Source organism: Nocardioides alpinus (genome assembly GCF_900112035.1).
Classification (GTDB): Bacteria; Actinomycetota; Actinomycetes; order Propionibacteriales; family Nocardioidaceae; genus Nocardioides; species Nocardioides alpinus.
This window is the reverse complement of sequence record NZ_FOKC01000006.1, coordinates 43,901-69,012: the sequence shown is the minus strand read 5'-3', so window position 1 is coordinate 69,012 and position 25,112 is coordinate 43,901. Positions and strand designations below refer to the sequence as shown.

Here is a 25,112-nt window from a genome sequence, read left to right as displayed (position 1 = left end):
TCAGCTCCCGGTGGAGGTGTAGTGGCGGACGCCGGAGCGCCACACGAGCAGGGCCGCGGCCATCGTGAGCACCCCGGCCACCGGGGACGCGAACTGCAGCGCGTACGGCATGCCGGACGGGTCGCTGCGTCCCAGGAGGTAGAGGCAGGGATACCAGTTCACGAAGGCCACCGGGATCACGAAGGTCAACCCGACGAGCACCTCGCGGGGGAAGATGTTGAGCGGGTACTGGGTCACGGTCGCGCCGCCGTAGGTGAAGGCGTTGGCGAACTCGGTCGCGTCCGTCGTCCAGAACTGGATGCACGAGAAGCCGACGAACAGGCCGAAGAACACGAGGCCGCCGCTGATGAGCATCGACACCGCGACCACGACGCGCAACGGCGTCCAGTCGACGTAGGTGCAGGCCCAGCCGAAGACGATGCTCGCCTGGGTGAGCCGCCCGAGGCGACGCAGCGTGAACTGGTCGGCGCACACCTGCACCAGCAGCGGGACCGGCTTGGTCATCATCTGGTCGAGCCGGCCGGTGCGGATGTAGGTGCCGATCCGTTCGACGCTGCCGATGGCCGTGTCGGCGATCGCGAGGGCGAGGGAGGCACTGCCGTAGAGGAGTGCGACCTCGTGGAGCGTGAAGCCCTTGAGGTCGTCGAGGTGGGCGAACATGATCCACAGCCCGACGAAGTCCAGGCCGGTGATCAGGCCGTTGCCGATCGCCAGCAGGACGAACGACGTGGGGTACTGCCAGGCGGCGCGGATCCAGAGCCACGCGATCTGGCCGTAGGTGCGCAGGTGCTGCAGCCCTCCGACGACGGCGCCGCCGGTTGCGGTGTCAGCCACCCTGGACCACCACCTTGCGGGTCGCCAGGCGCAGCACGCCCTGGCAGGTGGCCAGAAGGACGACGGCCCAGAAGACCTGGAAGCCGAGCGCGGTGAGCAGGCCGCTGCCGGTGTGCTTGCCCAACCAGATGTCCGCGGGCACCTGGACGTACGACGCCCACGGCAGGACGTTGGCGACGGTGCCGAGCCAGCCGGGGAAGAGCACCAGCGGCAGCATCATCCCGCTGAAGAAGATCGCGAAGGCGCCGCTCATCACCTTGACGCCCGACTGGTCGAGCAGCCAGAAGGCCGTGCTCGCCACGAGGAAGCGGATCGCGAAGCTCACTACGACGGCCAGGACCAGCGACACCGCGAACGCGAACGCGTTGACCACCGAGGAGGGGAGCGCGATGTGGAACACCAGCACGCCGATGAGCGTGGGCCCGAAGCCGCGGGTGAGGAGGTGGTAGGCCGCGCGCCCGAGGTCGCTGGCGAGGTACCAGCCGACGAGGCCGACCGGGCGGTAGAGGTCGATCGCGACGTCGCCGGTGCGGATCCGCTCGGCGAGGTCGTCGGTGGTGCCCCCGCCCCAGAGGGCGATCGTCATCAGCAGTGCCTGGCCGAGCCAGACGTACGTCACCGCGTCCTGGGCGTCGTAGCCGCCCGCGGTGGGGTTGGCGTCCCAGAGCGCGAGGTAGGCGTAGGAGTAGATGATCCCGAAGACCGAGTTGGTGAAGATCCCGGCGAGGGTGGCGGCACGGTAGGTGGAGTAGCGGCGGAAGGCACGGGTCGCGATGGCGACGTGCAGCATCTCGTCCCCCTCGTGCAAGATCGATCCCCGGCCCACCCACGATGGGGGCCGGGGATCGTCTCACAGATCGGGGGTGCCGCGCACCACGCTCAGTTGTGGCGCACCAGGTTCACGACGCCGATGACGCGGCCCTGCGGGTCCTCGGTGACCGCCACACCGGCGCGGCGCGCACGGGGGCTGAGCAGGATCTCGCGGTGGCCGGGGGAGTTGAGCCAGAGCTCGACCATGCCCTGCGGGGTGAGTCCCGCGCCGCGGACGAGGGTCTCGCCGGCCCAGGAGTTGTTGCACCTGCGGATGACCTCGTTCTGGTCGCGGTGCTCGAACACGCCGGTGCGGGCGATGCGGGAACCCCACTGCTCGGCCATCTGGTCGGTGCAGACGTCGAAGTTCCAGATCTTGCGGAGCCCCTGCTGGTCGCGAGCGATGTTGATCTCGACCATCAGCGCGTCCTCGAGGTCGTCGCTGCTCAGTGTGCCGGCGTCCTTGACCGCGACCGTGGTCGGCACGGACCAGGTCTTCGCCTCCGCGGCGGTCGGCAGACCGCACAGCAGCGCCGCAGCGACGCCGAGCGTCGCCAGGCGGCAGAGGGTTCGGGGGTGGCGCACGGGGTTCCTCCCAAGAAGATCCGCAATCGGGGGTTGAGCGAATCTTGACGGAATCTAAGAGATTCGGCCTGAAGAGTACCCCTGGAGGTGGCTCTGTGGCCGACTTTTGTCCTGTGGAATCCGCTTGCGCCCGTGGTGGGTGACTTTTTCGTAGCAAGAGCGCGGAAACCGTCTGGTGTAGATCCAAACGCCTTGACGCTTTCTTCGAGGGCCGAATGCGCGAAAAGGAGACCCGCGGTCTGGACCTGTCGGCCCAGATCACGAGTCTCCTGAGGTGGGTGGGACGTGTGTGGCGTATGTGGCGCGTGGGACGAGTCGCAGCCCCGGCGACGTCAGTGCTGGTAGGTGCCGTGGAGGATCGCGCGCCCCAGCGTCTTGAAGGCGAGGTTGAAGGACACGACGGCGTTGGAGGCGTCCGCGTCCACGCCGAGGGTCGCGTCCTTCACCGCGTGCACGACGAAGAAGTAGCGGTGCGGCTGGTCGCCCTCGGGCGGCGCAGCACCCATGAAGCCGGCCTCGCCGCCGTCGTTGCGGACGTGGAAGGCGCCGCCCGGCAGGCTGCCGGCCGCGGCGCCGGTGTCCAGTGACGTGACGTCGGCCGGGAGGTCCACCAGGCCCCAGTGCCAGAACCCGCTCGGGGTGGGGGCGTCGGGGTCGAAACAGGTGACGACGAAGGACTGGGTGCCCTCGGGCGCACCCGACCAGCTGAGCTGGGGAGAGGTGTTGCCGAGGTCGGCGACCTGGTCGTCCTTGAGGGGGGCTCCGTCGGTGACGTCGTCGCTGGTGACGCTGAAGGACGCGGTCGCCGGGAGGTAGTCGTAGGGATTCGGGGCCACGGGTCGTTCGATGCCTGTGCTCATCCCTCGAACCTAGCCACCGCCCGGCAACGCCGGCCAGAGACAATGGGCCATGAGCGAGAGCAGGTCCGCCCAGGAGTCACCCGAGGTCCATCCCTACCTGGCCGGCCTCGTGCTGGTCGGACGCAAGGTCGTCGTCGTCGGTGGCGGGCACGTCGCGCAGCGCCGGGTGCCGACCTTCCTGGCCGCCGGTGCCGCGGTCACGTTGGTGAGCCCTGAGGTGACGCCCGCCCTCGAGGGCCTCGCGGGTGAGCTGACCCTCGTGCTGCGCGACTTCACCGAGTCCGACGTCGACGGGGCGTGGTACGTCGTGGCCGCGACCGACGACCCGGAGGTCAACGCCCGCGTCGCCGCGGCCGCCGAGGCCCGGCACACCTTCTGCGTCCGCGCCGACGATGCCCGTGGCGGTTCCGCCTGGACCCCTGCGGTGGGCCACCACGGCAGCGTCACCGTCGGGGTCCTGGGCAACCGTGAGCCGCGCAAGTCCGCGGCCCTGCGCGATGACATCGTCACCGCGCTGCGCGACGGCCACCTCACCGCGACCGACGCCCACGACCGCACGCCCGGGGTGGTGCTCGTGGGCGGTGGACCGGGGGAGCCGGAGCTGGTGACCGTGGCCGCGCGGCACGCGCTGGCCTCGGCCGACGTGGTCGTCGCGGACCGCCTGGCGCCGCGTGAGCTGCTCGACGAGCTCGGCCCGCACGTCGAGCTGATCGACGTCGCCAAGCTCCCGCGCGGGCGCTCGGCGTCGCAGGACCACATCAACGCGGTCATCGTCGACCGCGCCCTCGCAGGGAAGCGCGTGGTGCGCTTCAAGGGCGGCGACAACTTCGTCTTCGGCCGCGGCTTCGAGGAGATGCTGGCCTGCGCGGCCGCCGGAGTGCCCGTCACCGTCGTCCCGGGACTCACCTCGGCGATCGCCGTCCCCGCCCGCGTCGGCATCCCGGTCACCCACCGCGGCGTCGCACACGAGTTCACCGTCATCTCGGGGCACCTCCCGCCCGGGCACCCCGAGTCGCTGGTCGTCTGGGAGGCCCTGGCCGCGCTGCGGGGCACCCTGGTCCTGCTGATGGCCGTCGACAACGCTCCGGCGATCGCCGACGCCCTGCTCGCCGGAGGTCGACCTGCCTCGACACCGGTTGCCGTGATCGTCGACGGCACCATGCCGACCGAGCGCACCGTGCTCACCACCCTCGAGGCTCTGGGCGCCGACCTCGCCCTCCACGAGGTCGTCCCGCCGGCCATCATCGTGATCGGCGACGTGGTGGCAGTGGCGCGTCCGGGACACTACGCAGATCGTGGGCAGGGGCGTGGCTGACCTCGTCGAGCTCTCCGACCCCGACGATCCCCGTCTGGCCGACTACCGCGACCTGCGCGACGTCGAGCTGCGCAAGAGCCTCGAGGCCGAGCACGGGCTGTTCCTCGCCGAGGGCGCCAAGGTCGTCCGTCGTGCGGTCGAGGCGGGCTACGACGCGCGCTCCTTCCTGATGGCCCCGCGGTGGGTGGAGGGACTGGACGACGTCCTTGCCCGCAGCGCAGGTCCCTGCTTCGTGCTGTCCGAGGCACTGATCGAGCAGGTCACCGGCTTCCACGTGCACCGAGGCGCGCTCGCCTCCCTGCACCGCCGCCCGCTGCCCGGGGTCGAGGAGGTGCTCGCGGGTGCCCGCTCGGTGCTCGTGCTCGAGGACCTGGTCGACCACACCAACGTCGGTGCCGTCTTCCGCTCGGGTGCGGCGCTCGGCTTCGACGCCGTCCTGCTCGCGCCGCGGTGCGCCGACCCGCTCTACCGCCGCTCGATCAAGGTCGGCATGGGTGCGGTGTTCACGACGCCGTGGACCCGCATCCCGGACTGGTACGGCGCGCTGCCGGACCTGTCGCGCAGGGGGTTCACCACCGTCGCGCTCACGTTGTCGGACGACTCGGTGCCGATCGAGGAGGCCGTGGCCGGGGTGGACCGGCTCGCGCTGGTGCTCGGCTCCGAGGGGCACGGCCTGTCGTCACGGTGGGAGGACTCCGCCGACCGGCGGGCGATCATCCCGATGCGGGCGGGCATCGACTCGCTCAACGTCGCGGCGGCCAGCGCGGTCGCCTGCTACGCCGCAGCGCGCCGCTGACTCCTCAGGTGCTGCGGAGCCGGTGCCGGAGCCGGCGTGCGACCACGACAACGAGCACCACCGCGAGCAGCACGTAGACGACGTTGCCGATCCCGCCGACGTACGTCTCGACCACGTGCCACCGGGCGCCGAGCTCGTGGCCCGCCAGGATCAGGGCCGCGTTCCAGACCAGGCTCCCGGCAGTGGTGAAGACGCAGAAGCGCAGCAGCGGCATCCGGTCGACCCCGGCCGGGATCGAGATCAGGCTGCGCACGCCCGGCACCAGGCGGCCGACGAACACCGCCGTCCGTCCGTGTCGACCGAACCACACCACCGCGCGTCGTACGTCCTCGGCGTGCATCAGCGGGATCCGGTCGGCCAGCGCGCAGATGCGTTCCAGGCCCCACGCGGCGCCGAGCCAGTAGAGGACCAGCGCTCCCAGCAGGGAGCCGGCGGTCGCCCACGCGATGGCCGCGCCGACGCTGTAGTAGCCCTGGCTGGCGGTGTAGCCGGCGAGCGGCAGCACGAGCTCGATGGGCAGCGGCGGGAACACCGTCTCCACGGCGGTCGCCAGGCCCACCCCGGGCGAGCCGACGGTCCGCATGACCAGGACGACCCAGTCGAGCACTGCCTCCATCAGCCGCGCTGCCGGAGGGCTTCGTGCAGGATGATCGAGCCGGCGACGGCGGCGTTGAGCGACGACGCCGAGCCCACCATCGAGATGCTGGCGACGTCGTCGCAGACCGCGCGCCAGCCCGAGGAGAGTCCGTGGGTCTCGTTGCCGACGACGAGGACCACCCGGCCGCTGAGGTCGACGTCGGCCAGTGCACTGCCCTCCTCGTCGGTGCCGATGATCCGGTAGCCGTGCGCTTGCGCCCACTCGACGACCGGGCCCGGACCGGGCACGCGCAGGACGGTCAGGGCGAACAGCGACCCGGTGCTGGCGCGGACGGCCTGCGGGTCGTAGGGGTCGGCGGCGTGGCCGGTGACGACCAGCGCCGACGCCCCGAAGGCGTCCGCCGAGCGCGCCAGGGTCCCGATGTTGCCGGGGCTGGTCGGCCGGTCGAAGACGACGATCGGGCCGTAGGGACGACTCGAGTCCGAGAGTCGCTCCACGCCGTCCTCGGGCATCTCGACCACCGCGACGAGCTCGGCGCCGTCCTCCTTGCCGCTGAGTCGCGCGTGCAGGTCGGGGGAGACGACGACACGCTCGCCCTCGTCGCTCGCCCAGAGGTCGTCGGCCCAGGTGGACGTCGTACCGTCCGCGCGCAGCAGCGCCCGCACGGTCCAGCCCTCCTCCACCGCCCGCGTGATGGGGCGGACGCCCTGCACCAGGAACTCGCGGTTGCGGTGGCGCTTGGAGCGGTTGGTCAGCAGCGCCTCCCACTGCTGGAAGCGTGCGTTCTCGCGGGTGATGCGCAGCTCGTTCACTGCGACGAGCCTGCGGGCCAGGTGAGGGGGTACTCGTCAGCGGCATCGTCGTGCTTCTTGCCGAGCTTCTTCCGCGACTTCGCCGAGAGCCGGTCGCCGAAGACGGTGCCGAGGGTGTGGTCGGTCTCGTGCTGGAGGCAGCGGGCGAGGAGTCCGTCACCCTCGAACACCACCGGTTCGCCGTCGAGCCCGAAGCCGTCCACGCGCGCCCAGTCGGGGCGCGGGCAGGGCTCGAACGAGCCGGGGTAGGACAGGCAGCCCTCCTCGTCGTCCTCGAGGCGCCGGTCGCGGCCCTCGGGCAGCGTGAGCACCGGGTTGCAGACGACGCCCACCGTGCGGATGCCCTCGTCGTCGGGGCAGTCGAAGACGAACATCGCCACGTCCTCGCCGACCTGGCAGGCCGCCAGGCCGACCCCGTCGGCGGCGTACATCGTCGCCACCATGTCGGCCGCCAGGGTCGCGAGCGCGTCGTCGTACGACGTCACCGGCTGTTGGGCGCGGTGCATGACCGGCGTGCCCCAGCGGGTGATCGCCCGCACCGTGCCACCCTCGGGGAGGGGGCCGTGCGGTGCCCGGGGATCGGTGGGGACGTCGGTGGACTGCTCGTCGGACATGCGCCGGATCCTAGCGAGGAGGCGGTGGGTGACGGGCACCACGGGGCATGCTCTGGTCAAAGGTGTAACTCGCAGTTACATTTACGTCATGTCCTTCATGAGCAGCCTCCGGCCGGGCGGTCGCCACGGGTTGTCGTCCCGTGAGACCCGAGACCCCATCGGCCTCGCCGTCGCCGCCGTCAACCGGCTCGCCCAGAGCGACCTCATCGACCGCGTCGGCCTGCGCAAGCAGACCGAGCACGCCGTCTACTCGACGACCCGCAACGGGTTCCGCGCGGCCACCGCTGCCGGTCGTACGTTCGCCCGGGCCGGTCGGCGCACGTCCGGCGCGCGACCCGCCCCCGCGGCGACGCGCGGCGTCTTCGACCTCACGCCCACCGAGGACGAGCAGATGCTCCTCGACGTGGTGAAGGAGCTGTCCGCCGAGCTGCTGCGACCCGCCGCGGCGGAGGCCGACGACGTCTGCACGGCGCCCGCCGAGGTGCTCGCCGCCGCCCAGGAGCTCGGCCTCCCGGGTCTCGGCGTGCCCGAGGCGCTCGGCGGGATCATGGAGGAGCGCTCCGCGATGGCCGGGACCCTGGTCGCCGAGGCGCTGGCCCACGGCGACATGGGCCTCGCCGTCGCCACCCTGGCGCCCGGGGCGGTCGCCACCGCGATCGGCCTCTGGGGCACCGAGGCCCAGCAGCAGACCTATCTCCCCGCCTTCACCGGCACCGACGTCCCGGCGGCGGCGCTCACGATCGCCGAGCCGACGGTCCTCTTCGACCCCTTCACCCTGTCGACGACCGCGCTGCGCGACGGCGACGGCTTCGTGCTCGACGGCGTGAAGTCCGCGGTGGTCCGCGGCGCGGAGGCCGAGCTCTTCGTGGTAGCGGCCCAGCTCGACGGGACGCCCGCGCTCTTCCTCGTGGAGTCCGGTGCCGAGGGCCTCGAGGTCGAGGCCGACCCTTCGATGGGCGTGCGCGCCGCGGGACTCGCGCGGCTGCACCTGACCGGCGTACGCGTCGGCGCGGACGCGTTGCTCGGCGACTCCGACGGCCGGGCCTACCGCGAGTGCGTACGGCTCTCGCGACTCGCGTGGTGCGCGCTTGCGGTCGGCACCGGCCAGGCGGTGCTCGACTACGTCAAGGAGTACGTCAACGAGCGGCAGGCCTTCGGCGAGCCGATCAGCCACCGCCAGTCGGTCGCGTTCATGGTCGCCGACATGGCGATCGAGCTGCAGGCGATGCGGCTGCTGACGTGGAAGGCCGCCTCGCGCGCCGCCCGCGGCCAGGACTTCGCGCGCGAGGTGGGGCTGGCCCGCCAGCTGTGCACGGAGAAGGGCATGCGGATCGGTCTCGACGGCGTCCAGCTGCTCGGTGGCCACGGCTTCGTCAAGGAACACCCGGTCGAGCGGTGGTACCGCGACCTGCGGGCCGTCGGCGTGATGGAAGGCGTGGTGATGGTCTGATGATCAACCTCGAGACCCCGAAGAAGCAGGCCCAGCTGATCGACCAGGCCCACCAGCTGGCGATGAACATGCTGCGACCGATCTCCCGCAAGTATGACCGCGCCGAGCACGAGTACCCGAAGGAGCTCGACATGCTCGCCGCGCTGATCGACGGCGTGTCCGAGACCGGCGCGACCGGCGGCGCCGGCGCGGGCGGCGTACGTCGTGACGACCGGGCGACCGACGACCCCGCGACGGTGCGCAACGGTGCCAACCTGGCCTCCGTCCTGTCGGTCGCCGAGATGTGCTGGGGCGACACCGCCCTGCTGCTCTCGATGCCGCGCCAGGGGCTGGGCAACTCCGCCATCGCCTCGGTCGCCAACGAGGAGCAGCTCGAGCGCTACAAGGGCACCTGGGCCGCCATGGCGATCACCGAGCCCGGCATCGGCTCCGACTCGGCGAACCTCACGACCACGGCGGTCAAGGACGGCGACGAGTACGTCATCAACGGCGAGAAGATCTACGTCACCTCCGGTGACCGCGCCGACAGCGTCGTCGTGTGGGCGACGCTGGACAAGGAGCTCGGCCGCGCCGCGATCAAGTCCTTCCTCGTCCGCAAGGACAACCCCGGCCTGAAGGTCGAGCGGCTCGAGCACAAGCTCGGCATCCGCGCGTCCGACACGGCGGCGATCACGTTCACCGACTGCCGGGTGCCGGCCGAGGACCTGCTCGGGTCGCCCGAGATCGACACCAAGTCCGGCTTCGCCGGTGCGATGGCGACCTTCGACAACACCCGCCCGCTGGTGGCCGCGATGGCCGTCGGCTGCGCACGCGCGTCGCTCGACCTCACCCGCGACCTGCTCGACCAGGCCGGCGTCACGATCGACTACGACCGCCCGGCGCAGAACCAGAGCGCGGCGGCGGCGACGTTCCTCCAGCTGGAGGCCGACTGGGAGGGCGCCCAGCTGCTGATGATGCAGGCGGCGTGGATGGCCGACAACCGCGTGCCCAACTCGCTCGAGGCGTCGATGGCCAAGGCGAAGGCCGGCCGGGTGGGGTCCGACGTGACCCTGTCCTGCGTGCAGCTGTGCGGCACCCTCGGCTACAGCGAGGTGGAGCTGCTGGAGAAGTGGGCGCGCGACTCCAAGATCCTCGACATCTTCGAGGGCACCCAGCAGATCCAGCAGCTGATCGTGGCCCGCCGGATCCTGGGGCTGAGCAGCTCCGAGCTGAAGTAGCTGCTCCTGCAGGAGTCACCGCTGAAGCGGTGACTCCCGCGCGGGTAGGCCGTTGCAACGGCCCAGAAGCGCAGGACTCCGCACACCTGCCCCGTCCGGACGTACGACGAAGCCCCTCCCGGTCCATCCGGGAGGGGCTTCGTGCTGCTTGAGGCGCTGGGTCAGGCGGACTTGTACGGGTCGTGCTGCGCGAGCAGCTTGTCGAGGCGGGCCTGGTCGAGGCGGTGGACAGTGGTGCTGTCCTCTTGCATGTCGCGCACGACCTTCGCGAGCGTGAAGGTCGACGTCGTGAGGTAGAGGGTGCCGAGGGCGAGGAAGCCCTTGATCCACGGGTCGGTGTCCATGAAGTAGATCGCGACCAGCATCGCGAAGAGAGCGGCGCCGAAGGAGATCGCGGCCTGGGCGGCGAAGGCGGTGGTGTTCTTGGCGGTGGAGGCGAGTGAGGAGGTCATGGGGCAAGCCTCTTCGGGATGCGGCCGGGCGGGACCTGTCGACGTACCTGACCTGTGCTGAGTACGACGACCCAACCCGCCCGGTACGTTCGGGCCATGCCAGACCAGCAGCCAGACGAGCACATGGGCGGCCACATGTCGCCCGAGGAGTTCCGCCGCCAGGGCCATGCCGCGATCGACTGGATCGCGGACTACTGGGCGTCGCTCGACGACCTGCCGGTACGCGCGCAGGTCGACCCCGGCGACGTACGCCGTCTCCTGCCGGCGTCGGCGCCGGAGGTGGGCGAGTCGTTCGACGCCGTCCTGGCCGACCTCGACCGGGTCGTCGTACCGGGCCTCACCCACTGGCAGCACCCGCGCTTCTTCGCCTACTTCCCGGCCAACTCCTCGCCGGCCGCGATCCTCGGCGACCTCATCTCCAGCGGCATCGGCGCCCAGGGGATGATCTGGGCGACCAGCCCGGCGGTCACCGAGGTCGAGCAGGTCGTCATGGACTGGTTCGCCGAGGCGCTGGGCCTGCCCGACGCGTTCCGCAGCGACGGGCCGGGTGGCGGCGTCATCCAGGACACCGCATCCACGGCGACCTTCACGGCCCTGCTCTCCGCGCTCCACCGGGCTAGTGGGGGAGACGTGCGCGTGCACGGCCTGGGCGAGGCGCAGTGGCGCGTCTACGGGTCCACGCAGGCGCACTCGTCACTCGTGAAGGCGGCGATGATGGCGGGCCTCGGCGAGGACGCCGTCCGCGCGATCGACGTCGACCCCGCGACCCAGGCGATGGACGTCGACGCCCTGCGCGACGCGATCGTCGCGGACGTGGAGGCCGGGCTGCGTCCGGTGATGGTGCACGTCGCCGCGGGCAGCACCTCGACCGGTGCGATGGACGACATCGCGGCGGTCGCCGAGGTCGTACGCGAGTGGGGCGTGTGGCTGCACGTCGATGCCGCGTGGGCCGGTGTGGCCGCGGTCTGCCCGGAGCTGCGCGACCACCTCGTCGGGGTGGAGGCGGCCGACTCGTTCGTCACCAACCCGCACAAGTGGCTGCTGACGACCTTCGACTGCAGCACCTTCTGGGTCCGCGACCGCGCGGCGCTGACCGGCGCGCTGTCGATCCTCCCGGAGTACCTCCGCAACGCCGCCACCGAGTCGGGCGAGGTCGTCGACTACCGCGATTGGCACCCGCAGCTCGGTCGGCGGTTCCGCGCGATCAAGCTGTGGGCGGTGATGCGGACCTACGGGCTGGAGGGCCTCCGTGCCCACATCCGCAGCGGCGTCGAGCTGGCCGAGCGCGTCGCCGACCTCGTGGCAGCGGACGAGCGCTTCGAGATGGTGACCGAGCCGGCGCTCTCGCTGGTGGTGTTCCGGCTCAGGTCCGGGGACGAGCAGACGCTCGCCGCCATGGAGGCGGTCAACGCCTCCGGCGAGGCCTACCTCAGCCACACCACCGTCAACGGTCGGGCTGCGATCCGACTCGCGGTCGGCAGCTGGCGTACGACGGAGGCGGACGTCGACCGCACCTGGCGGGCCCTGCAGCGGGCGGCGGACCAGGGCTGACGGCCCACGACGACGTGCAAGCCGGACGCAGCGTCGACGGAGTGCGTACGTGCGGTCTGACGGCGGTCACCTGCACGGAGTACCCCGAGAGCACCCATGCGCGACAGTGTGGTCCATGAAGCTCTTCGCCGACACGCCCGTCCGTCGCACCGTGCAGGTGCTCGTCGACCTGCTCTTCGTTGCCTGGCTCGTGCTCTGGGTCTGGATCGGGATGGCCGTCCACGACGGGACCATGGAGCTCGCCGGTCCTGCGCGCCAGACCGACTCGGCCGCCACGTCGATGGCGGAGCAGCTCCGCGACGCGGGCGGCAGGCTCGGCGAGGCGCCGCTCGTCGGGGACGAGCTGTCGGTGCCGTTCGACAAGGCCGCGGACGCCTCCGACGGCATCGCCTCCGCAGGTCGCGACACGGTCGACGCGGTGGAGCGGCTGGCGCTGCTGCTGGGCCTCTCGGTCGCGCTGATTCCTATCCTCATCGTCGCCGTCATCCACCTGCCGCTGCGGTGGCGCTTCATCCGCGAGGCCACGGCGGGTGCGAGGTTCATCGACGCCCACGAGGACCTCGACCTCTTCGCCCTGCGTGCACTGGCGCACCAGCCGATGCGGGTGCTCGCCCGGGTCAGCGACGACCCGGCGGGTGCGTGGCGCGCGCAGGATCCCGAGGTCGTACGACGTCTCGCCGAGCTCGAGCTCGCCGACGTCGGTCTGCGGCCGAAGAGGATGCCTGCCGCGTAGAGTTCGGCCACGTGCAGTTCCTCAACTCCGATTCCGGAGAAGCCCCCGGCCACGACCTCACCTACGACGACGTCTTCATGGTGCCGCGGCACTCCGACGTGGCCAGCAGGTACGACGTCGACCTGGCCACCTCCGACGGGACCGGCGCGACGCTGCCGCTCGTCGTGTCCAACATGACCGCGATCGCCGGCAAGCGGATGGCCGAGACCGTCGCGCGGCGCGGCGGGATCACGGTCATCCCGCAGGACATCCCGATCCCTGTCGTCGCCGACGTGGTCGCGTGGGTCAAGCAGCGCCACCACGTCTTCGACACCCCGATCGTGCTGCGGCCCGACCAGACCGTGGCCGAGGCGCTGTCGTTGATCCCCAAGCGCGCCCACCGCGCCGCGGTCGTCGTACGTGACGGGCGTCCGGTCGGCGTGGTCGCCGAGAGCGACTGCGCCGAGGTGGACCGCTTCGCCCAGGTCGGCTCGGTGATGAACCCGGCCGTGGTCACCGTCTCTGCCACCACCGACCCGCGCGAGGTCTACGACGCCATCGAGCGCGCCAAGGCGCCCCTGGCCGTCGCAGTCGGCGAGTCCGGTGAGCTGGTCGGCGTGCTGACCAGGCTCGGCGCCCTGCGCGCCACGCTCTACTCGCCGGCCCTCGACGCGTCCGGCGGGTTGCGGATCGCCGCTGCAGTCGGGGTCAACGGAGACGTCGCCGACCGTGCCGCTGAGCTGCTCGCTGCGGGGGTCGACTGCCTCGTCGTCGACACCGCGCACGGTCACCAGGACCGGATGGTGCAGGCGCTCCAGGCCGTACGCGCCCTGTCGCCCACCGTGCCGATCGCTGCGGGCAACGTGGTCTCGGCCGAAGGAACGCGCGCGCTGATCGAGGCCGGCGCCGACATCGTCAAGGTCGGTGTCGGTCCCGGCGCCATGTGCACGACGCGGATGATGACCGGCGTCGGCCGCCCCCAGTTCTCCGCGGTGCTGGAGTGCGCGACCACCGCCCGCGAGCTCGGCAAGCACGTGTGGGCCGACGGCGGCGTACGCCACCCGCGCGACGTGGCGCTCGCCCTGGCGGCGGGTGCGTCCTCTGTGATGATCGGCTCGTGGTTCGCCGGCACGCACGAGTCGCCCGGTGACCTCATGCAGGACGCGGACGGCCGTCCCTTCAAGGTGTCCTTCGGTATGGCGTCGGCCCGCGCGGTGGCCAACCGCACGTCCGGCGAGTCGTCGTACGACCGTGCCCGCAAGGGCCTCTACGAGGAGGGCATCTCGTCCTCGCGGATGTACCTCGACCCGGCCCGCCCCGGTGTCGAGGACCTGATCGACCAGATCTGCTCGGGCGTCCGCTCCTCGTGCACCTACGCCGGTGCCACCACGCTGGCGGAGTTCCACGAGCGGGCGCTGGTCGGTGTGCAGTCCGCGGCCGGCTTCCACGAGGGCCGGCCCCTGGAGAAGTCGTGGTGATCCCATCGTGAAGGAGGTCGACCACGTCTTCGTGATGACCTACGGCAGGTCGGGATCAACGCTGCTGATGGGCATCCTCAACTCCATCCCGGGGTGGCTGCTGCGCGGCGAGAACCGCCACGCGATGCGTCACCTCTACGAGTTCCACCGCAGCGGGATGGCGGAGAAGGCGCGCGTCGACGCCGGACGGGCCAGTCAGCCCACGCATCCGTGGTTCGGCATCGAGGGCTTCCCCGAGGCGACGTCCCTGCAGCACATCCGCGCGTTGGCCGAGGCGACGCTCCTGCGGCCGGAGCCCGACACCCGCGTCACCGGCTACAAGGAGATCCGCTGGTATGACGAGGACCTCCCCGACTACCTTGTCTTCCTCCAGCAGGTGTTCCCGGGCGCGCGGTTCGTGCTCAACACGCGCAACCTCGAGGACGTCGCGGCCAGCAACTTCTGGACCCACAAGGACGACCCGCTCGGTCGGGTGCAGCGCATCGAGGAGCGGATGCTGAGTGCCGCCGAGGGCCTGGGTGACGCGGTCCACCGCGTGCACTACGACGACTACGTCGCCGACCCCGAGGTCCTGCGTGGACTCTTCGACTGGCTCGGCGAGGACTTCGACGTCGACGCGATCCACGACGTGATGGCCACCCCGCACTCACGCCGGGGCAAGCACCGAGGCGACTCCGAGTGAGCTCCTACCTGGTCGTGGCCGCGACCGCAGCAGAGGCGGCGTACGTCCCGGCCGACCTGCCGCTCGTGATCACGGGCATGGGGAAGGTCGCCGCCGCGGCAGCGACAGCGCGGGCCCTCGCGGCGTACGACGACACCGCTGGGCTCACCGTGCTCAACATCGGCACCGCCGGGGCGCTGCGCCCTGGCTTGGCCGGGCTCTTCGAGCCGGGCGTCGTGCTCAACCACGACCTGAGCGCCGACCTCATCCGGGCGTTGGGGCACGACCCGCAGGAGAGGCTCGAGGTGGGCGACTCGGACCTGGTGCTCGCGACCGGCGACGTCTTCGTCAGCGACCCGGTCGTGCGTGACGCCCTGGCGGAGCGCGCGCACCTCGTCGACATGGAGGGGTACGCCGTCGCCTGGGCAGCCCGCGAGGCCGGCGTCCCGGTGCGGCTCGTGAAGCACGTCTCCGACACCGCCGACGAGGCCGCCATCGACTGGCCCCGCCTGGTCGACGCCTCGGCGGTCGTGCTGGGGGAGTGGCTGCGGGAGCACGCGACCACCGCGGGCTGAGGAAGGACCGCAGCAAGCCTGCCCGCCGGTCGAGCAGGGCCGCCGCCGGTTGAGCAGGTCGCGCAGCCAGCCCCGTCCTCTGGTTGAGCAGGTCGCGCAGCCCGCCACCGCCGCTGGTTGAGCAGGTCGCGCAGGCCGGCCTCCGCTGGTTGAGCAGGTCGCGCAGCAAGCCCCGTCCGCTGGTTGAGCAGGTCGCGCAGCGACCGTGTCGAAACCAAGGAACCAGTGCGATGCCTCAGGGGACCACCTGTTCGATAATACTTATCCACACCAGTCTTCCTGCAGGCCCGAGTGTCGGTGGGTCCTGCTTGACTGGTACCCATGACCACCACCCAGGACCTCCGCTCCCCGACCAGCAGCCCGCTGGTCGAGGACCTGGACGCGTCCGGGATCCTCACCTCGATCCGGTCTGGCCGGGCGGCCGAGGATGCGGCCGCTGCCGGCGTGCTCGCCCTCGCCGCCGCCTGGGCCGACCTCCACCCACCCGAGTCCCTCCACGGTGCCGCTTCGTTCACCACCACCGGCGGTCTGGGTCATGAGCACGAGGAACCCATCGCCGGCCCCGGCTGCCCGCTCGTCGCGGAGTTCTGCATCGCCGAGCTCGGCACCGTCCTGGGGATCACCACCACCTCGGCGAAGAAGCTCATCGGCCACGCCCTCGAGCTCCGCCACCGCCTCCCAAGGTTGTGGTCCCAGGTCCACGCCGGTGCCGTCCCCGCGTGGCGAGCCCGGGCCACGCCCACTTCGACGCGTCCACCGTCGGTGAGTCCACTGTCTTCGGACCCACCGATCGGCTCGCGAACGGCCAACGCCTCGCGCTCCTCGAGCAGCTCAAGAGCTGGTGCGCCGACACACGCACCACGATCACGATCAAGCCCGTCATCGACCTCACCCAGCACCTGACCGCACCCGGGTACGCGATCCCCGACCGGATCCGCGAGCACGTCATCCTCCGCGACACGACGTGCGTGTTCCCGTGGTGCACCCGACCCGCACGGGGCTGCGACATCGACCACGTCACCGCCTACGACCATCAAGCCGACACCGAACACACGCCACAACCCGGCCCAACAGACACCCGCAACCTCGCGGCACTCTGTCGGTTCCACCACCGCCTCAAAACCCACACGGCCTGGCACTACGAGATGACCGCACCCGGCACCTTCGTCTGGACCAGCCCCCACAGCCACCGCTTCACGCGAGACCGAGACGGCAGCAGCGCACTCGATCCACCAGATGCACCGGGTCTCGCGACAGGACCTCGTCCTTCCTCGACCAACGACGGTGACGAACCACACGAGCGACCATGAACCCGCCCCACACCCCGCCACCCACCGGTGGCGGGGCACCAGGCACGTCTGCGTCGGCGGTCGGGAACGGCTCTGTCGTGGCATCCTGAACGAGTGAGCGACGAGCTGCCCCGGCCCGTGCGGGTCTTTACGCCGGCCGACCTCTTCTCGGCGGATCCGACTGCTGGCATGCACCGTTCCCGCGCCTTCGAGCTGCCGATGCTCTGGGCCGGCCAGGTCGAGACCGAGCCCGGCGCCGTCTCGGGCTGGCACCACCACGATCGCAATGAATCGAGCCTCTACGTCGTCCGCGGCATCCTCCGACTGGAGTTCGAGGGCTACGAGGGCTACCTCGATGCTGGCCCGGGCGACTTCGTCCACGTCCCGGCATGGACCGTTCACCGCGAGTCCAACCCCTCGAGCGAGCCGTCCCTCGCGGTCATCGCGCGTGTGGGTGGTGGCATCCCCACCGTGAACGTCGACGGCCCGACCGACCGCCACGGGCGGGATGACCCGACGCAGACCTGATCGCACGTCGACACATCGCCGAGCCACGACAGGGCGCGGGTCCGGTGACTACTGCCCGGCGTCGACGAACGCGACCGGAGGTGCCGCGGACTCCCGTCGCCGAGCAAGCCCGGTCCACCCGACCACAGCCAGCAGGGCGCCGAGGACCGTCGCGAGGAGGATCGACAGCCCTGAGGCCCGCATGACGACGTTGCACGCGGACGCCACCCGACGCTCGTCGGCCGTGGAGGTCGGGCCCGGAGTCGTCGGATCGGGCGTCCCGGAGACGAGCCACGACGCCGGGATCGATGGCCCGCAGCTGTGGGTCCGCCCAGAGACGACCGTCGAGCGCTCGACTTCGGTGCCGACCGCGAAGGCGACGACGACCAGCAGCAGACCACCCACGAGCGCAGCCCTGGCCCACACCATCCATCGAGTATGGCCCGGTCTGCGGGTGCTAGCGCGAGGACCGCGCCGTACGCCCCTTCGTCACCCCGACGAACGTCTGGGTCACCTCGTCGTCACGGTCGAGGAGCCAGACCAGCGCGATCGTGGTCGGGTCGAGGTCAGAGACCACTCGGGTCACGACGTCCTTGCGCTGGTGCAGGCGTGCGACCGCCATCGGCATGATGGCGATCCCGGTGCCGGCGGCGACCGTCTCGATGGCCTCCTGCTCGCTCATCGGCGGCCACTCGAGCTGGGTGGCATCGGGCGTCCAGCCGCTCGCGTGAGGGCGTACGAGCTGTTCGTCGACCAGGTCTGCGGTGCCGACCTCGTCGTCGGTCGCGGCGATCATGTGCTCGCGGGAGGCGGCGACGACCTGCACCTCGTCGTAGAGCCGCACACAGTGCAGTCCGTCGGTGTTCACGGGCAGTCTGACCAGTGCCATGTCGAGGCTGCCGTCGCGTACACCGTCGAGCTGGTCGGACTCCGTCACCGGCACGAGCTCCAGGGGCTCGCGTCGCTGGGTGCGCCAGCTCCGCGCCCACTTGTCGGGGGTCGCGCCGGTGACGAAGCCGATGCGCAGGGGGTCCCTCATGGGGGCGACCCTACGGCGCGAGGACGTCTCAGGCCTCAGGGTCCTTTTCCACCGACAGCACGAAGTCGTCACCGTGCTCGGTCACGCCGGCGACCACGGCTGCCTCGACGGCCTCGATGGCGTACTGGCGGCGTACGACGAGGGGGTCGCTCGACAGGTCCTTCACCAGTGCCACGGCCAGGGTGACCATCACGAGCACGAACGGCAGCGCCGCGATGATCGTGATCGTCTGGAGGCCGCTCAGCGCGTCCTCGCCGCCCGCGAGCAGCATGACCATCGCGACCAGGCCCATGGCGACACCCCAGAAGATGACCGTCGTACGACGCGGCTCGAGGGTGCCCTTCTCCGAGAGCGAACCCATCACGATGGACGCAGCGTCCGCGCCGGAGACGAAGAAGATCGCCACGAGCACCATCACCACGATGCTCGACACCGTCGCGAGCGGGAACTGGTCGAGCACGGTGAACAGCTGCGACTCGATGCCGCCGGCACCCGCGATGTCGACGCCCTCCTGCTGGAGCTTGATGGCGGTGCCACCGAAGATCGCGAACCAGACCAGGCTCACCAGGCTCGGCACCAGCAGCACGCCGGTCACGAACTGACGGATCGTGCGACCACGCGAGATGCGGGCGATGAACATGCCCACGAACGGCGTCCAGGAGAGCCACCAGGCCCAGTAGAAGACGGTCCAGCCGGCCAGCCACTCGCTGACCTCGCTGCCCTCGGCGCCGGAACGGGCAGCCATCTCGGGCAGCGCGCCGGCATAGCTCCCGAGCGCGGTCGGGAGCAGGTTGAGGATGAAGACGGTCGGGCCGACGACGAAGACGAAGGCGGCGAGCGCGAGCGCCAGCACCATGTTGATGTTGGAGAGCCACTGGATGCCCTTGGCGACGCCCGAGACGGCCGACAGGACGAAGGCGACCGTCAGGACGGCGATGATGCCGACCAGGACGCGGTTGCCGTCGACGCCGATGCCGCCGACGATCTCCAGGCCGCTGCGGATCTGGAGCGCGCCGAGGCCGAGCGAGGCCGCGGAGCCGAAGAGCGTCGCGAAGATCGCGAGCATGTCGATCACCTTGCCGGCAGGGCCATGGGCGCGCCGGCCCAGGAGCGGCTCGAAGGCGGCGCTGATCAGCTGGACGCGGCCCTTGCGGTAGGTGCCGTACGCGATCGCGAGGCCGACGACCGCATAGATCGCCCACGGGTGCAGCGTCCAGTGGAACAGCGTCGTGGCCATCGCGGTCTGGGCGCTGCCCTCCGCGCCCGTGCCCGGCGGCGGCGTCACGAAGTGGCTCACCGGCTCGCTGACGCCGTAGAACATCAGGCCGATGCCCATGCCGGCGCTGAACATCATCGCCACCCAGGAGATCGTGTTGAACTCCGGCAGCTCGTCGTCGCGACCCAGCGGGATGTTGCCGAAGCGTCCCATCGCCAGCCAGATCACGAAGACCACGAAGGCCGACGCGGTGAGCACGAAGATCCAGCCGGTGTTGGTCATCGTCCACGCCAGGCCCTTGCCCGACGCGCTGCTGAGCGTCGCCGTGCTCGCGAGTCCCCAGACCAGGAAGCCGACGGCGATCAGGGCGGTGACGCCGAAGACGACCTTGTCGAGGCCCGAGCCTCGTGCCTCGCACGGCTCGACGTGGGCGTCGAGTGCCGGGTGGAGCTCGTCAGCAGCAGGCGGGCCGTGGTGCGCTGCCTGCTGCTCGGTGTCAGGTTCTGCGGTGCGGAAAGCCATCCGAGGACCAGACCAAGGATCGCGGGGGCAAAGCAAACCGGGAGTACGTCACCCCGCTCAGGACGAGAGGAGCCTCACACGATCGGCGTGCCCGGCCGCGAGGTCGCGCCCCCAGGCGCGGGCGCGATCCAGCTCGCCGTCCACCAGGGGACCGGCGGAGTCCTGGACGAAGAAGGACTCGGTGGCGACGACCTTCCCGACGTGGTGGCGCTCGGCCAGTCTGCCGGCCGCCCGGGCCGCCGACCCCGGCAGCATGCGCACCTGCGTGACCCGCGTGTCGAAGGTGGCCACGTCGGGGGACGTGGTCGGTGGCGGCAGTGCGTCCAGCCACTCACGGATGCCCTTCAGCTGGTGACCTGCCTCCGCACCCTGCGTGCGGGCGTCGCGTCGGGTGGAGGAACGACTCATCGAGAAGGCGTGGGTCGGGCCGCCGACGACGAGGAGATCGACGCCGGTGGGCAGGGGGGACGGTGCCTCGCCGACGTCGAGGATCGTCACGGGACCGCCGTGAGTGCTGGCGATGCCCTCCGCGATCGCCTCGCCGATGGCGCGGGTGTTGCCCCAGTGGGACTCGTGGACCAGCAAGGTGTTCATCGTGGTGACCTCTCGGGGTGGGGTGCGGGCGCGGGGTGTGGTGGTGCGGAGGCCGCGAAGGAGCTCAGCCACTGGGTCGTGAGCGCCACACTGGCGACCAGCAGGAGCAGGCTCGGACCTGCGTCGGGGCCGAGATGGACGTCCGCCCCCGTCGCGAGGGCCACCAGGGGCCCGGCCCACAGCGCTGTGAAGAGCGTGACGATCTTGATCAGGGCGACGGTGGCGAGCGGGGGTGCCGAGGCGTGACGACGCAGCAGGAGCACGCCGACGGCGACGACGAGCGGCAGCACGATCGCGAGGTCGAGCCAGAAGACGGGGTAGGGCGCCCCACCGACTCCCTCGGGCTCCGGCCGGTCACCGCCGAGGGCGAAGGGCAGCAGTGCGGACAGCCACAGTCCGCCGAAGAGAAGGCCGGTGACCACCAGGATCCATCCCGTGGCGCGCGCAAGGCGCTCCGACGCCGCACTGGCGGGAGGACTCCCCACCGCCACGCGGACCAGGCCGGTGAGGAGTCCCGCGCCCGAGAGGGCCACGATCGCGACGTAGACGAGGAACATCCGGTTCATCGGGACGCCGGTGACGTAGATCAGGTAGCTGTAGACGAGGTAGCCCAGCAGGCCCAGGCGGACCAGGTCCTCCGCCGTGCTGAGCACCGGGCGACGCACCAGCGCCACCAGCAGGACGGCAACGAGGATGCTGCACGCGTCCTGGGCACGCGCCGCGAGCACGGTCGCCTCGGGAAGCGAGCGGTAGGGCGACGTCGCGAGGAGGCCGAAGACGGACGCGGCCACGACGAGGGCGGACAGCAGCACCGTGGACCAGAGCACCGCGCCGGTCCGCGCGACACCCGGGACTGTCCACGACGGCTGCGTGGGACCCGAGCCGGCCGGTGCGGAGGGGGAGTGGGTACGACGACCGGGGCCTGTCAGCGCGGGCCAGTCGGCCACGGCGCTCGGCACGAGCACGGCGAGAGCGGGCACGCTCCACAGCCAGAACCCGAACCCGAACGACATCAGCAGCACGTGGAAGCCGATGACGCCGCTCCAGCCGGCACGGGCGGCGACGCCCCCGCGGAGCAGCAGCAGACCCAGCACGATCTCGCCGGCGGCCAGCAGGAGGAACCACGGGAGGGGGTGCGACATCACGACGTCGTGCCACGCATCGGTGACGAGGGGCCAGAACGCACCGTCCGCGAACGTCCGGTAGGTCTCGGGTTCGGCCGCGACGATGCCGGCGTTGATGCCTCCCATGACGAGGTAGAAGCCGCCGACGAAATGGCGTACCGAGGCAGCGCGCGGACGGCTGCGCCGCACCTCGCCCGCAGTGACGGCCGTGGTGGTGTGCTCGAGCGTGGAGCTCACGGGTGCCTCCTTGCCTCCACGACCAGCCTCCACGGGACCGCTGAGTGGGGGCAGGGGCGTTGGTAGGCGGCAGTGAGGACCTAGGTCCCGGGCTTGCCCGCTTCGGCGTAGGACCGCACGACGGAGATGGTGAGCGGGAAGTCGACGTCGAGCTCGCGGAACAGCAGCGCTCCGGCGGACGCGGCAGCCGAGGTCATCGCCGCGGCGACCTCGTCGGCCAGCGCGGCAGGTGCGTGCACGACGACCTCGTCGTGCAGGAACAGCACCAGATGAGGTCGTGCGTCGACCGGGCCGCCGTCACCCAGCCGCCAGAGCCGGTTGCGGAGGTCGGCGATCCAGCAGAGCGCCCACTCGGCTCCCGTGCCCTGCACGACGAAGTTGCGTGTGAAGCGGCCGTAGGAGCGTCGGCGTCGGTCCTGGTCCTCCAGGTCGGTGGGCGGCGCGTCAGGCGACTCGTCCCACGTGCCGCCGAGTGCCGGGCTGCCGCGGCCGAGGAGCGTACGCACGACCTGTCCGCGCTCGCCCGCGCGCGCGGCCTCCTCCACCAGACCGAAGGCCGCGGGGTAGCGCCGCGTCAGCCCGGCGACCATCCGTCCGCTCTCGCCGCTCGTCGCGCCGTACATCGCGCCGAGGAGTCCGAGCTTGGCGTCCTGCCGGGTCGCGACGGCGCCGTCGTCGACCATCCCCTGGTAGAGGTCCGCACCGCGGGCGGCCCGGGCCAGCGCACGGTCCTGGCTCATGCCGGCCAGGACGCGGGGCTCGAGCTGGGCGACGTCGCCCACCACGAGCACCCAGCCGTCGTCGGCGACGGCGGCGGATCGGACCTGTGCGGGGAACGACAGCGCGCCGCCACCGTTGGACGACCAGCGGCCGGTCGTCGAGCCCGCGGGTTGGTAGGACGGACGGAAGCGTCCGCCGCTGACCCACTCGTCGACCCACGCCCAGCCGTTGGTCTGGAAGAGGTGCGCGAGCTTCTTGTAGCGCAGCATCGGCTCGATGGCGGGGTGGTCCACCTCCCGCAGGGTCGACGCCCGGATGTCGGCCACCTCGATGCCGGACCGTCGCAGCGCGGCCAGGACGTCCGGGCGCGAGTCCGGGTTGAGGGTGGGTGCGTCGAACGCCGCGCGCACCTCGGCCACCAGCTGGTCGAGCAGCTGCGGTCGACCTCCCCGCGGAGGGCGCGGGCCGAGCAGGTCGGTGAGCAGCCTCTCGTGGACCTCGCTGCGCCACGGCACCCCCGTGTAGGTCATCTCGGCAGCGACGAGCGCGCCCGCCGACTCGGCCGCCACCAGCAGTCCCAGGCGTGCCGGGTCGGTGGACCCGGCGATCGCGCCGAGCTGGCGCGCGTCCTCGAGGTCGGCGCGCAGGTGCTCGGCCGTGTCGTCGGCGCTGAAGAGCGTGGGATGGGTCGGCGCCGCCGCCGGACCCAGCCGGTCCCAGTGCGTCGACTCGGAGCCGTCGAGCAGCCGGCCGTCCACCGCCGGCGCCCGCCGGAGCAGGTGGTGGCACAGGCGCAGGTCCTGGCAGCGAGCCACGCGCACCCCGGCGGCGAGCAGCGGGGGATACCAGCGCGCGGTGTCGTCCCACACCCACCGCGGCGACGCGGACGCGTCGGCCTCGCGCGCCCGGACGTACGCCGGCAGCTCGGTGAGCGCGATCACCGTCTCCGCGCCGTCGTCGATGACGAGCACGCGCTCGCCGTCGAGGCGGGAGAGGGAGACCCGGGTCATGGGGACAGCCTCGCGGACGCCACCGACGGAGCGCTCGCCGCACCGCCGAGTCCCTAGGGTGACGTCATGCCGACCGACCCGCGTGGCCTCCGAGGAGATGCGCCGCTCCTCGACTCCTGGCTCCGCTTCCACGAGCACCCGCCGACGCCGTTCACCATCCCCGGGCACAAGCAGCGCACCGACCTGGTCGGAGACGTGGTCGCGGGGGACGTGCCGCTCTATGCCGGTCTCGACACGATGAAGCTCGCCACCGGCGTCCTCGCAGATGCCGAGGCACGCGCCGCTCGGTTGTGGGGCGCGGACGTCTGCCGCTTCTCCACCGGCGGCGCGACGCACGCCAACCAGGCCGTCGCCCTCGCGGTGGCAGGTGACGGGGACACGGTCGTCGTGAGCCGGACCCTGCACCGATCGATGCTCCTCGGGCTCGTCCTCGCCGGCCTCACCCCGGTGTGGGTGCAGCCGGAGGTCGACGCAGCCACGGGCCTCCCGCTGGGCGTCGCGCCCGAGACCGTACGTCGTGCGCTGGACGCGCACCCCGAGGCCAGGGCCGTCTTCGTCGGCGACCCGTCGTACGTCGGGACCGTCGGCGACGTCGCCGGGCTCGCCGACGCCGCGCACGAGCACGATGTGCCCCTCGTCGTGGACGCTGCCTGGGCCGCGCACTTCGGCTTCCACCCCGACCTGCCCCGTCATCCGCTGCAGCTCGGCGCCGACGTGATGGTGACCAGCGCCCACAAGACGCTGCCGGCCTGGAGCCAGGCGGCGATCATCCTGGCCCGGACCGAGCGCATCGACCCCGCACGGCTCGACGCAGGTGTCGAGGCCACCGCCACCACCAGCCCCGCGGGCGCGATCCTGGCCAGCACCGACGCGGCTCGAGCACTCCTGGCGCGCGACGGTGACCAGCTCCTGGGCGAGGCGATCGCCGCGACCCGCGCGGCACGCGAGCGGTTGCGTTCGGTCGCCGGCCTGGTCGTGCTCGACGGTCCTGCGGTCGACCCACTCAAGCTCACCGTGGTGCTGTCGGCCACCGGCGCGGACGGCAACGCCGTCGAGCGGGACCTGCTCGCCGCCGGGCTGCCCGTCGAGTCCGCCGACCGCGACGTCCTGGTCGCCGTCGTCTCGCTCGCCGACACCGCGGAGACGGTGGGGACCGTCGCGGAGGCCGTCGCACGTGCGGTCGAGCGCCACCGCGGACCTGCGCGACCGGTCGTGGGGGCCGCCGTCTACCGCGTCCGGCCCACCACGGCCGTGCCGCCCCGGCAGGCGTTCTTCTCCGCGGCCGAGACCGTGGCACTCGGGGACGCCGTGGGCCGCACCAGCGCCGAGCTGATCGCGCCCTACCCGCCGGGCATCCCCGCGCTCGCCCCCGGCGAGCTCATCACGGCGGAGACGCTCGAGGCGCTCGAGCAGGCGCGCGACGCCGGGATCCGCATCGCCTACGCCGCCGACCCGAGCCTGGCCACGTTGCGGGTGACGCTGGACTAGGGCCTGACCCGGATGATGGTCGTGTGCTGCACCGACATCCGTTCCT

The 25,112-nt window shown here is 71.6% G+C and carries 26 protein-coding genes; 12 read left to right on the top strand and 14 right to left on the bottom strand.

The features are described 5' to 3' along the window. From BM127_RS13405 to BM127_RS13390, 4 genes are all read right to left on the bottom strand, one after another. Positions 1–834: an ABC transporter permease gene (locus BM127_RS13405; protein WP_231263389.1), complete on the bottom strand. Its 834-nt coding sequence runs from the start codon at positions 832–834 to the stop codon at positions 1–3. Continuing rightward, positions 827–1,624 carry an ABC transporter permease gene (locus tag BM127_RS13400; protein ID WP_091199470.1) on the bottom strand — a complete coding sequence of 266 codons (798 nt, stop codon included), beginning with the start codon at positions 1,622–1,624 and terminating at the stop codon, positions 827–829. The genes BM127_RS13405 and BM127_RS13400 overlap by 8 nt, the downstream gene beginning before the upstream one ends. Before the next feature lie 89 nt (positions 1,625–1,713). Then, the gene (locus BM127_RS13395; protein WP_091199310.1) at positions 1,714–2,229 is read right to left on the bottom strand and encodes a CAP domain-containing protein; all 516 of its coding nucleotides are present in this window, start codon (positions 2,227–2,229) and stop codon (positions 1,714–1,716) included. A gap of 332 nt (positions 2,230–2,561) precedes the next feature. After that, entirely contained in the window at positions 2,562–3,089 is a 528-nt protein-coding gene (locus tag BM127_RS13390) for a YbhB/YbcL family Raf kinase inhibitor-like protein (protein ID WP_091199309.1), read from the bottom strand. Between the two features lie 49 nt (positions 3,090–3,138). On the opposite strand from BM127_RS13390, the gene cobA reads away from it, so the two are divergent. Beyond that, positions 3,139–4,404 carry a uroporphyrinogen-III C-methyltransferase gene (gene cobA, locus BM127_RS13385; protein ID WP_091199308.1) on the top strand — a complete coding sequence of 422 codons (1,266 nt, stop codon included), beginning with the start codon at positions 3,139–3,141 and terminating at the stop codon, positions 4,402–4,404. Then, positions 4,397–5,200: a TrmH family RNA methyltransferase gene (locus BM127_RS13380; RefSeq protein WP_091199469.1), complete on the top strand. Its 804-nt coding sequence runs from the start codon at positions 4,397–4,399 to the stop codon at positions 5,198–5,200. Before cobA ends, BM127_RS13380 begins: the two co-directional genes overlap by 8 nt. A gap of 4 nt (positions 5,201–5,204) precedes the next feature. Here BM127_RS13380 and BM127_RS13375 read toward each other — a convergent pair whose 3' ends face one another. From BM127_RS13375 to def, 3 genes are read right to left on the bottom strand one after another with little or no spacing between them, the layout of a single operon-like run. Then, positions 5,205–5,816: a DedA family protein gene (locus tag BM127_RS13375; RefSeq protein ID WP_091199307.1), complete on the bottom strand. Its 612-nt coding sequence runs from the start codon at positions 5,814–5,816 to the stop codon at positions 5,205–5,207. Beyond that, complete coding sequence (locus tag BM127_RS13370; RefSeq protein ID WP_231263390.1) at positions 5,816–6,610, bottom strand: TrmH family RNA methyltransferase; 795 nt, start codon at positions 6,608–6,610, stop codon at positions 5,816–5,818. Before BM127_RS13370 ends, BM127_RS13375 begins: the two co-directional genes overlap by 1 nt. Then, positions 6,607–7,224 (bottom strand): peptide deformylase, encoded by a 618-nt coding sequence (gene def / locus BM127_RS13365; RefSeq protein WP_091199306.1) that lies wholly within the window; start codon positions 7,222–7,224, stop codon positions 6,607–6,609. Before def ends, BM127_RS13370 begins: the two co-directional genes overlap by 4 nt. Before the next feature lie 88 nt (positions 7,225–7,312). Here def and BM127_RS13360 point away from each other — a divergent pair, with 88 nt between their 5' ends. Both BM127_RS13360 and BM127_RS13355 read left to right on the top strand, forming a co-directional pair. Further along, positions 7,313–8,674 carry an acyl-CoA dehydrogenase family protein gene (locus BM127_RS13360; protein WP_091199305.1) on the top strand — a complete coding sequence of 454 codons (1,362 nt, stop codon included), beginning with the start codon at positions 7,313–7,315 and terminating at the stop codon, positions 8,672–8,674. Next, positions 8,674–9,891: an acyl-CoA dehydrogenase family protein gene (locus BM127_RS13355; protein ID WP_091199304.1), complete on the top strand. Its 1,218-nt coding sequence runs from the start codon at positions 8,674–8,676 to the stop codon at positions 9,889–9,891. Before BM127_RS13360 ends, BM127_RS13355 begins: the two co-directional genes overlap by 1 nt. A gap of 161 nt (positions 9,892–10,052) precedes the next feature. On the opposite strand, the gene BM127_RS13350 is transcribed toward BM127_RS13355, so the two are convergent. Next, on the bottom strand, positions 10,053–10,343 hold the full coding sequence (locus tag BM127_RS13350) for a YiaA/YiaB family inner membrane protein (RefSeq protein WP_091199303.1): 291 nt from the start codon (positions 10,341–10,343) through the stop codon (positions 10,053–10,055). Between the two features lie 96 nt (positions 10,344–10,439). Here BM127_RS13350 and BM127_RS13345 point away from each other — a divergent pair, with 96 nt between their 5' ends. From BM127_RS13345 to BM127_RS13315, 7 genes are all read left to right on the top strand, one after another. Next, the gene (locus BM127_RS13345) at positions 10,440–11,894 is read left to right on the top strand and encodes a pyridoxal phosphate-dependent decarboxylase family protein (RefSeq protein ID WP_198554312.1); all 1,455 of its coding nucleotides are present in this window, start codon (positions 10,440–10,442) and stop codon (positions 11,892–11,894) included. Between the two features lie 115 nt (positions 11,895–12,009). After that, positions 12,010–12,627, top strand: coding sequence for a hypothetical protein (locus BM127_RS13340; RefSeq protein ID WP_091199302.1), 618 nt, complete (start codon positions 12,010–12,012; stop codon positions 12,625–12,627). A gap of 11 nt (positions 12,628–12,638) precedes the next feature. Further along, positions 12,639–14,084 (top strand): GuaB1 family IMP dehydrogenase-related protein, encoded by a 1,446-nt coding sequence (locus BM127_RS13335; protein ID WP_091199301.1) that lies wholly within the window; start codon positions 12,639–12,641, stop codon positions 14,082–14,084. A gap of 7 nt (positions 14,085–14,091) precedes the next feature. Further along, the gene (locus BM127_RS13330; RefSeq protein WP_091199300.1) at positions 14,092–14,766 is read left to right on the top strand and encodes a sulfotransferase family protein; all 675 of its coding nucleotides are present in this window, start codon (positions 14,092–14,094) and stop codon (positions 14,764–14,766) included. After that, on the top strand, positions 14,763–15,320 hold the full coding sequence (locus BM127_RS13325; RefSeq protein ID WP_091199299.1) for a nucleosidase: 558 nt from the start codon (positions 14,763–14,765) through the stop codon (positions 15,318–15,320). The genes BM127_RS13330 and BM127_RS13325 overlap by 4 nt, the downstream gene beginning before the upstream one ends. A gap of 321 nt (positions 15,321–15,641) precedes the next feature. Beyond that, a complete protein-coding gene (locus BM127_RS23030) occupies positions 15,642–16,223 on the top strand; it encodes a hypothetical protein (protein WP_139227733.1) in 582 nt (193 codons plus the stop codon). A gap of 500 nt (positions 16,224–16,723) precedes the next feature. Further along, on the top strand, positions 16,724–17,137 hold the full coding sequence (locus BM127_RS13315; RefSeq protein ID WP_198554313.1) for a cupin domain-containing protein: 414 nt from the start codon (positions 16,724–16,726) through the stop codon (positions 17,135–17,137). Positions 17,138–17,185: 48 nt separating this feature from the next. Here BM127_RS13315 and BM127_RS13310 read toward each other — a convergent pair whose 3' ends face one another. From BM127_RS13310 to BM127_RS13285, 6 genes are all read right to left on the bottom strand, one after another. Further along, on the bottom strand, positions 17,186–17,545 hold the full coding sequence (locus tag BM127_RS13310; RefSeq protein WP_091199297.1) for a hypothetical protein: 360 nt from the start codon (positions 17,543–17,545) through the stop codon (positions 17,186–17,188). A 28-nt stretch (positions 17,546–17,573) separates the two neighbouring features. Next, entirely contained in the window at positions 17,574–18,155 is a 582-nt protein-coding gene (locus BM127_RS13305; protein ID WP_091199296.1) for a LysR substrate-binding domain-containing protein, read from the bottom strand. A 28-nt stretch (positions 18,156–18,183) separates the two neighbouring features. After that, on the bottom strand, positions 18,184–19,893 hold the full coding sequence (locus BM127_RS13300) for a BCCT family transporter (protein WP_091199295.1): 1,710 nt from the start codon (positions 19,891–19,893) through the stop codon (positions 18,184–18,186). A gap of 57 nt (positions 19,894–19,950) precedes the next feature. Continuing rightward, complete coding sequence (locus BM127_RS13295; RefSeq protein WP_091199294.1) at positions 19,951–20,487, bottom strand: flavodoxin family protein; 537 nt, start codon at positions 20,485–20,487, stop codon at positions 19,951–19,953. After that, on the bottom strand, positions 20,484–21,848 hold the full coding sequence (locus tag BM127_RS22295; protein WP_175507403.1) for a hypothetical protein: 1,365 nt from the start codon (positions 21,846–21,848) through the stop codon (positions 20,484–20,486). Before BM127_RS22295 ends, BM127_RS13295 begins: the two co-directional genes overlap by 4 nt. An 80-nt stretch (positions 21,849–21,928) precedes the next feature. Continuing rightward, on the bottom strand, positions 21,929–23,578 hold the full coding sequence (locus tag BM127_RS13285) for a bifunctional 3'-5' exonuclease/DNA polymerase (RefSeq protein ID WP_091199293.1): 1,650 nt from the start codon (positions 23,576–23,578) through the stop codon (positions 21,929–21,931). A 66-nt stretch (positions 23,579–23,644) separates the two neighbouring features. Here BM127_RS13285 and BM127_RS13280 point away from each other — a divergent pair, with 66 nt between their 5' ends. Then, positions 23,645–25,066 carry an aminotransferase class I/II-fold pyridoxal phosphate-dependent enzyme gene (locus BM127_RS13280; protein ID WP_091199292.1) on the top strand — a complete coding sequence of 474 codons (1,422 nt, stop codon included), beginning with the start codon at positions 23,645–23,647 and terminating at the stop codon, positions 25,064–25,066. Positions 25,067–25,112: the final 46 nt, after the last annotated feature.

Coding starts and splice junctions, on each gene's coding strand:
- BM127_RS13305 (WP_091199296.1), bottom strand. CDS start 18,155: ATGAGGGACCCCCTGCGCATCGGCTTCGTCACCGGCGCGACCCCCGAC.
- BM127_RS13360 (WP_091199305.1), top strand. CDS start 7,313: ATGTCCTTCATGAGCAGCCTCCGGCCGGGCGGTCGCCACGGGTTGTCG.
- BM127_RS13345 (WP_198554312.1), top strand. CDS start 10,440: ATGCCAGACCAGCAGCCAGACGAGCACATGGGCGGCCACATGTCGCCC.
- BM127_RS13280 (WP_091199292.1), top strand. CDS start 23,645: ATGCCGACCGACCCGCGTGGCCTCCGAGGAGATGCGCCGCTCCTCGAC.
- cobA (WP_091199308.1), top strand. CDS start 3,139: ATGAGCGAGAGCAGGTCCGCCCAGGAGTCACCCGAGGTCCATCCCTAC.
- BM127_RS13310 (WP_091199297.1), bottom strand. CDS start 17,545: ATGGTGTGGGCCAGGGCTGCGCTCGTGGGTGGTCTGCTGCTGGTCGTC.
- BM127_RS13400 (WP_091199470.1), bottom strand. CDS start 1,624: ATGCTGCACGTCGCCATCGCGACCCGTGCCTTCCGCCGCTACTCCACC.
- BM127_RS13390 (WP_091199309.1), bottom strand. CDS start 3,089: ATGAGCACAGGCATCGAACGACCCGTGGCCCCGAATCCCTACGACTAC.
- BM127_RS13285 (WP_091199293.1), bottom strand. CDS start 23,578: ATGACCCGGGTCTCCCTCTCCCGCCTCGACGGCGAGCGCGTGCTCGTC.
- BM127_RS13295 (WP_091199294.1), bottom strand. CDS start 20,487: ATGAACACCTTGCTGGTCCACGAGTCCCACTGGGGCAACACCCGCGCC.
- BM127_RS13375 (WP_091199307.1), bottom strand. CDS start 5,816: ATGGAGGCAGTGCTCGACTGGGTCGTCCTGGTCATGCGGACCGTCGGC.
- def (WP_091199306.1), bottom strand. CDS start 7,224: ATGTCCGACGAGCAGTCCACCGACGTCCCCACCGATCCCCGGGCACCG.
- BM127_RS23030 (WP_139227733.1), top strand. CDS start 15,642: ATGACCACCACCCAGGACCTCCGCTCCCCGACCAGCAGCCCGCTGGTC.
- BM127_RS13355 (WP_091199304.1), top strand. CDS start 8,674: ATGATCAACCTCGAGACCCCGAAGAAGCAGGCCCAGCTGATCGACCAG.
- BM127_RS13340 (WP_091199302.1), top strand. CDS start 12,010: ATGAAGCTCTTCGCCGACACGCCCGTCCGTCGCACCGTGCAGGTGCTC.
- BM127_RS13300 (WP_091199295.1), bottom strand. CDS start 19,893: ATGGCTTTCCGCACCGCAGAACCTGACACCGAGCAGCAGGCAGCGCAC.
- BM127_RS13350 (WP_091199303.1), bottom strand. CDS start 10,343: ATGACCTCCTCACTCGCCTCCACCGCCAAGAACACCACCGCCTTCGCC.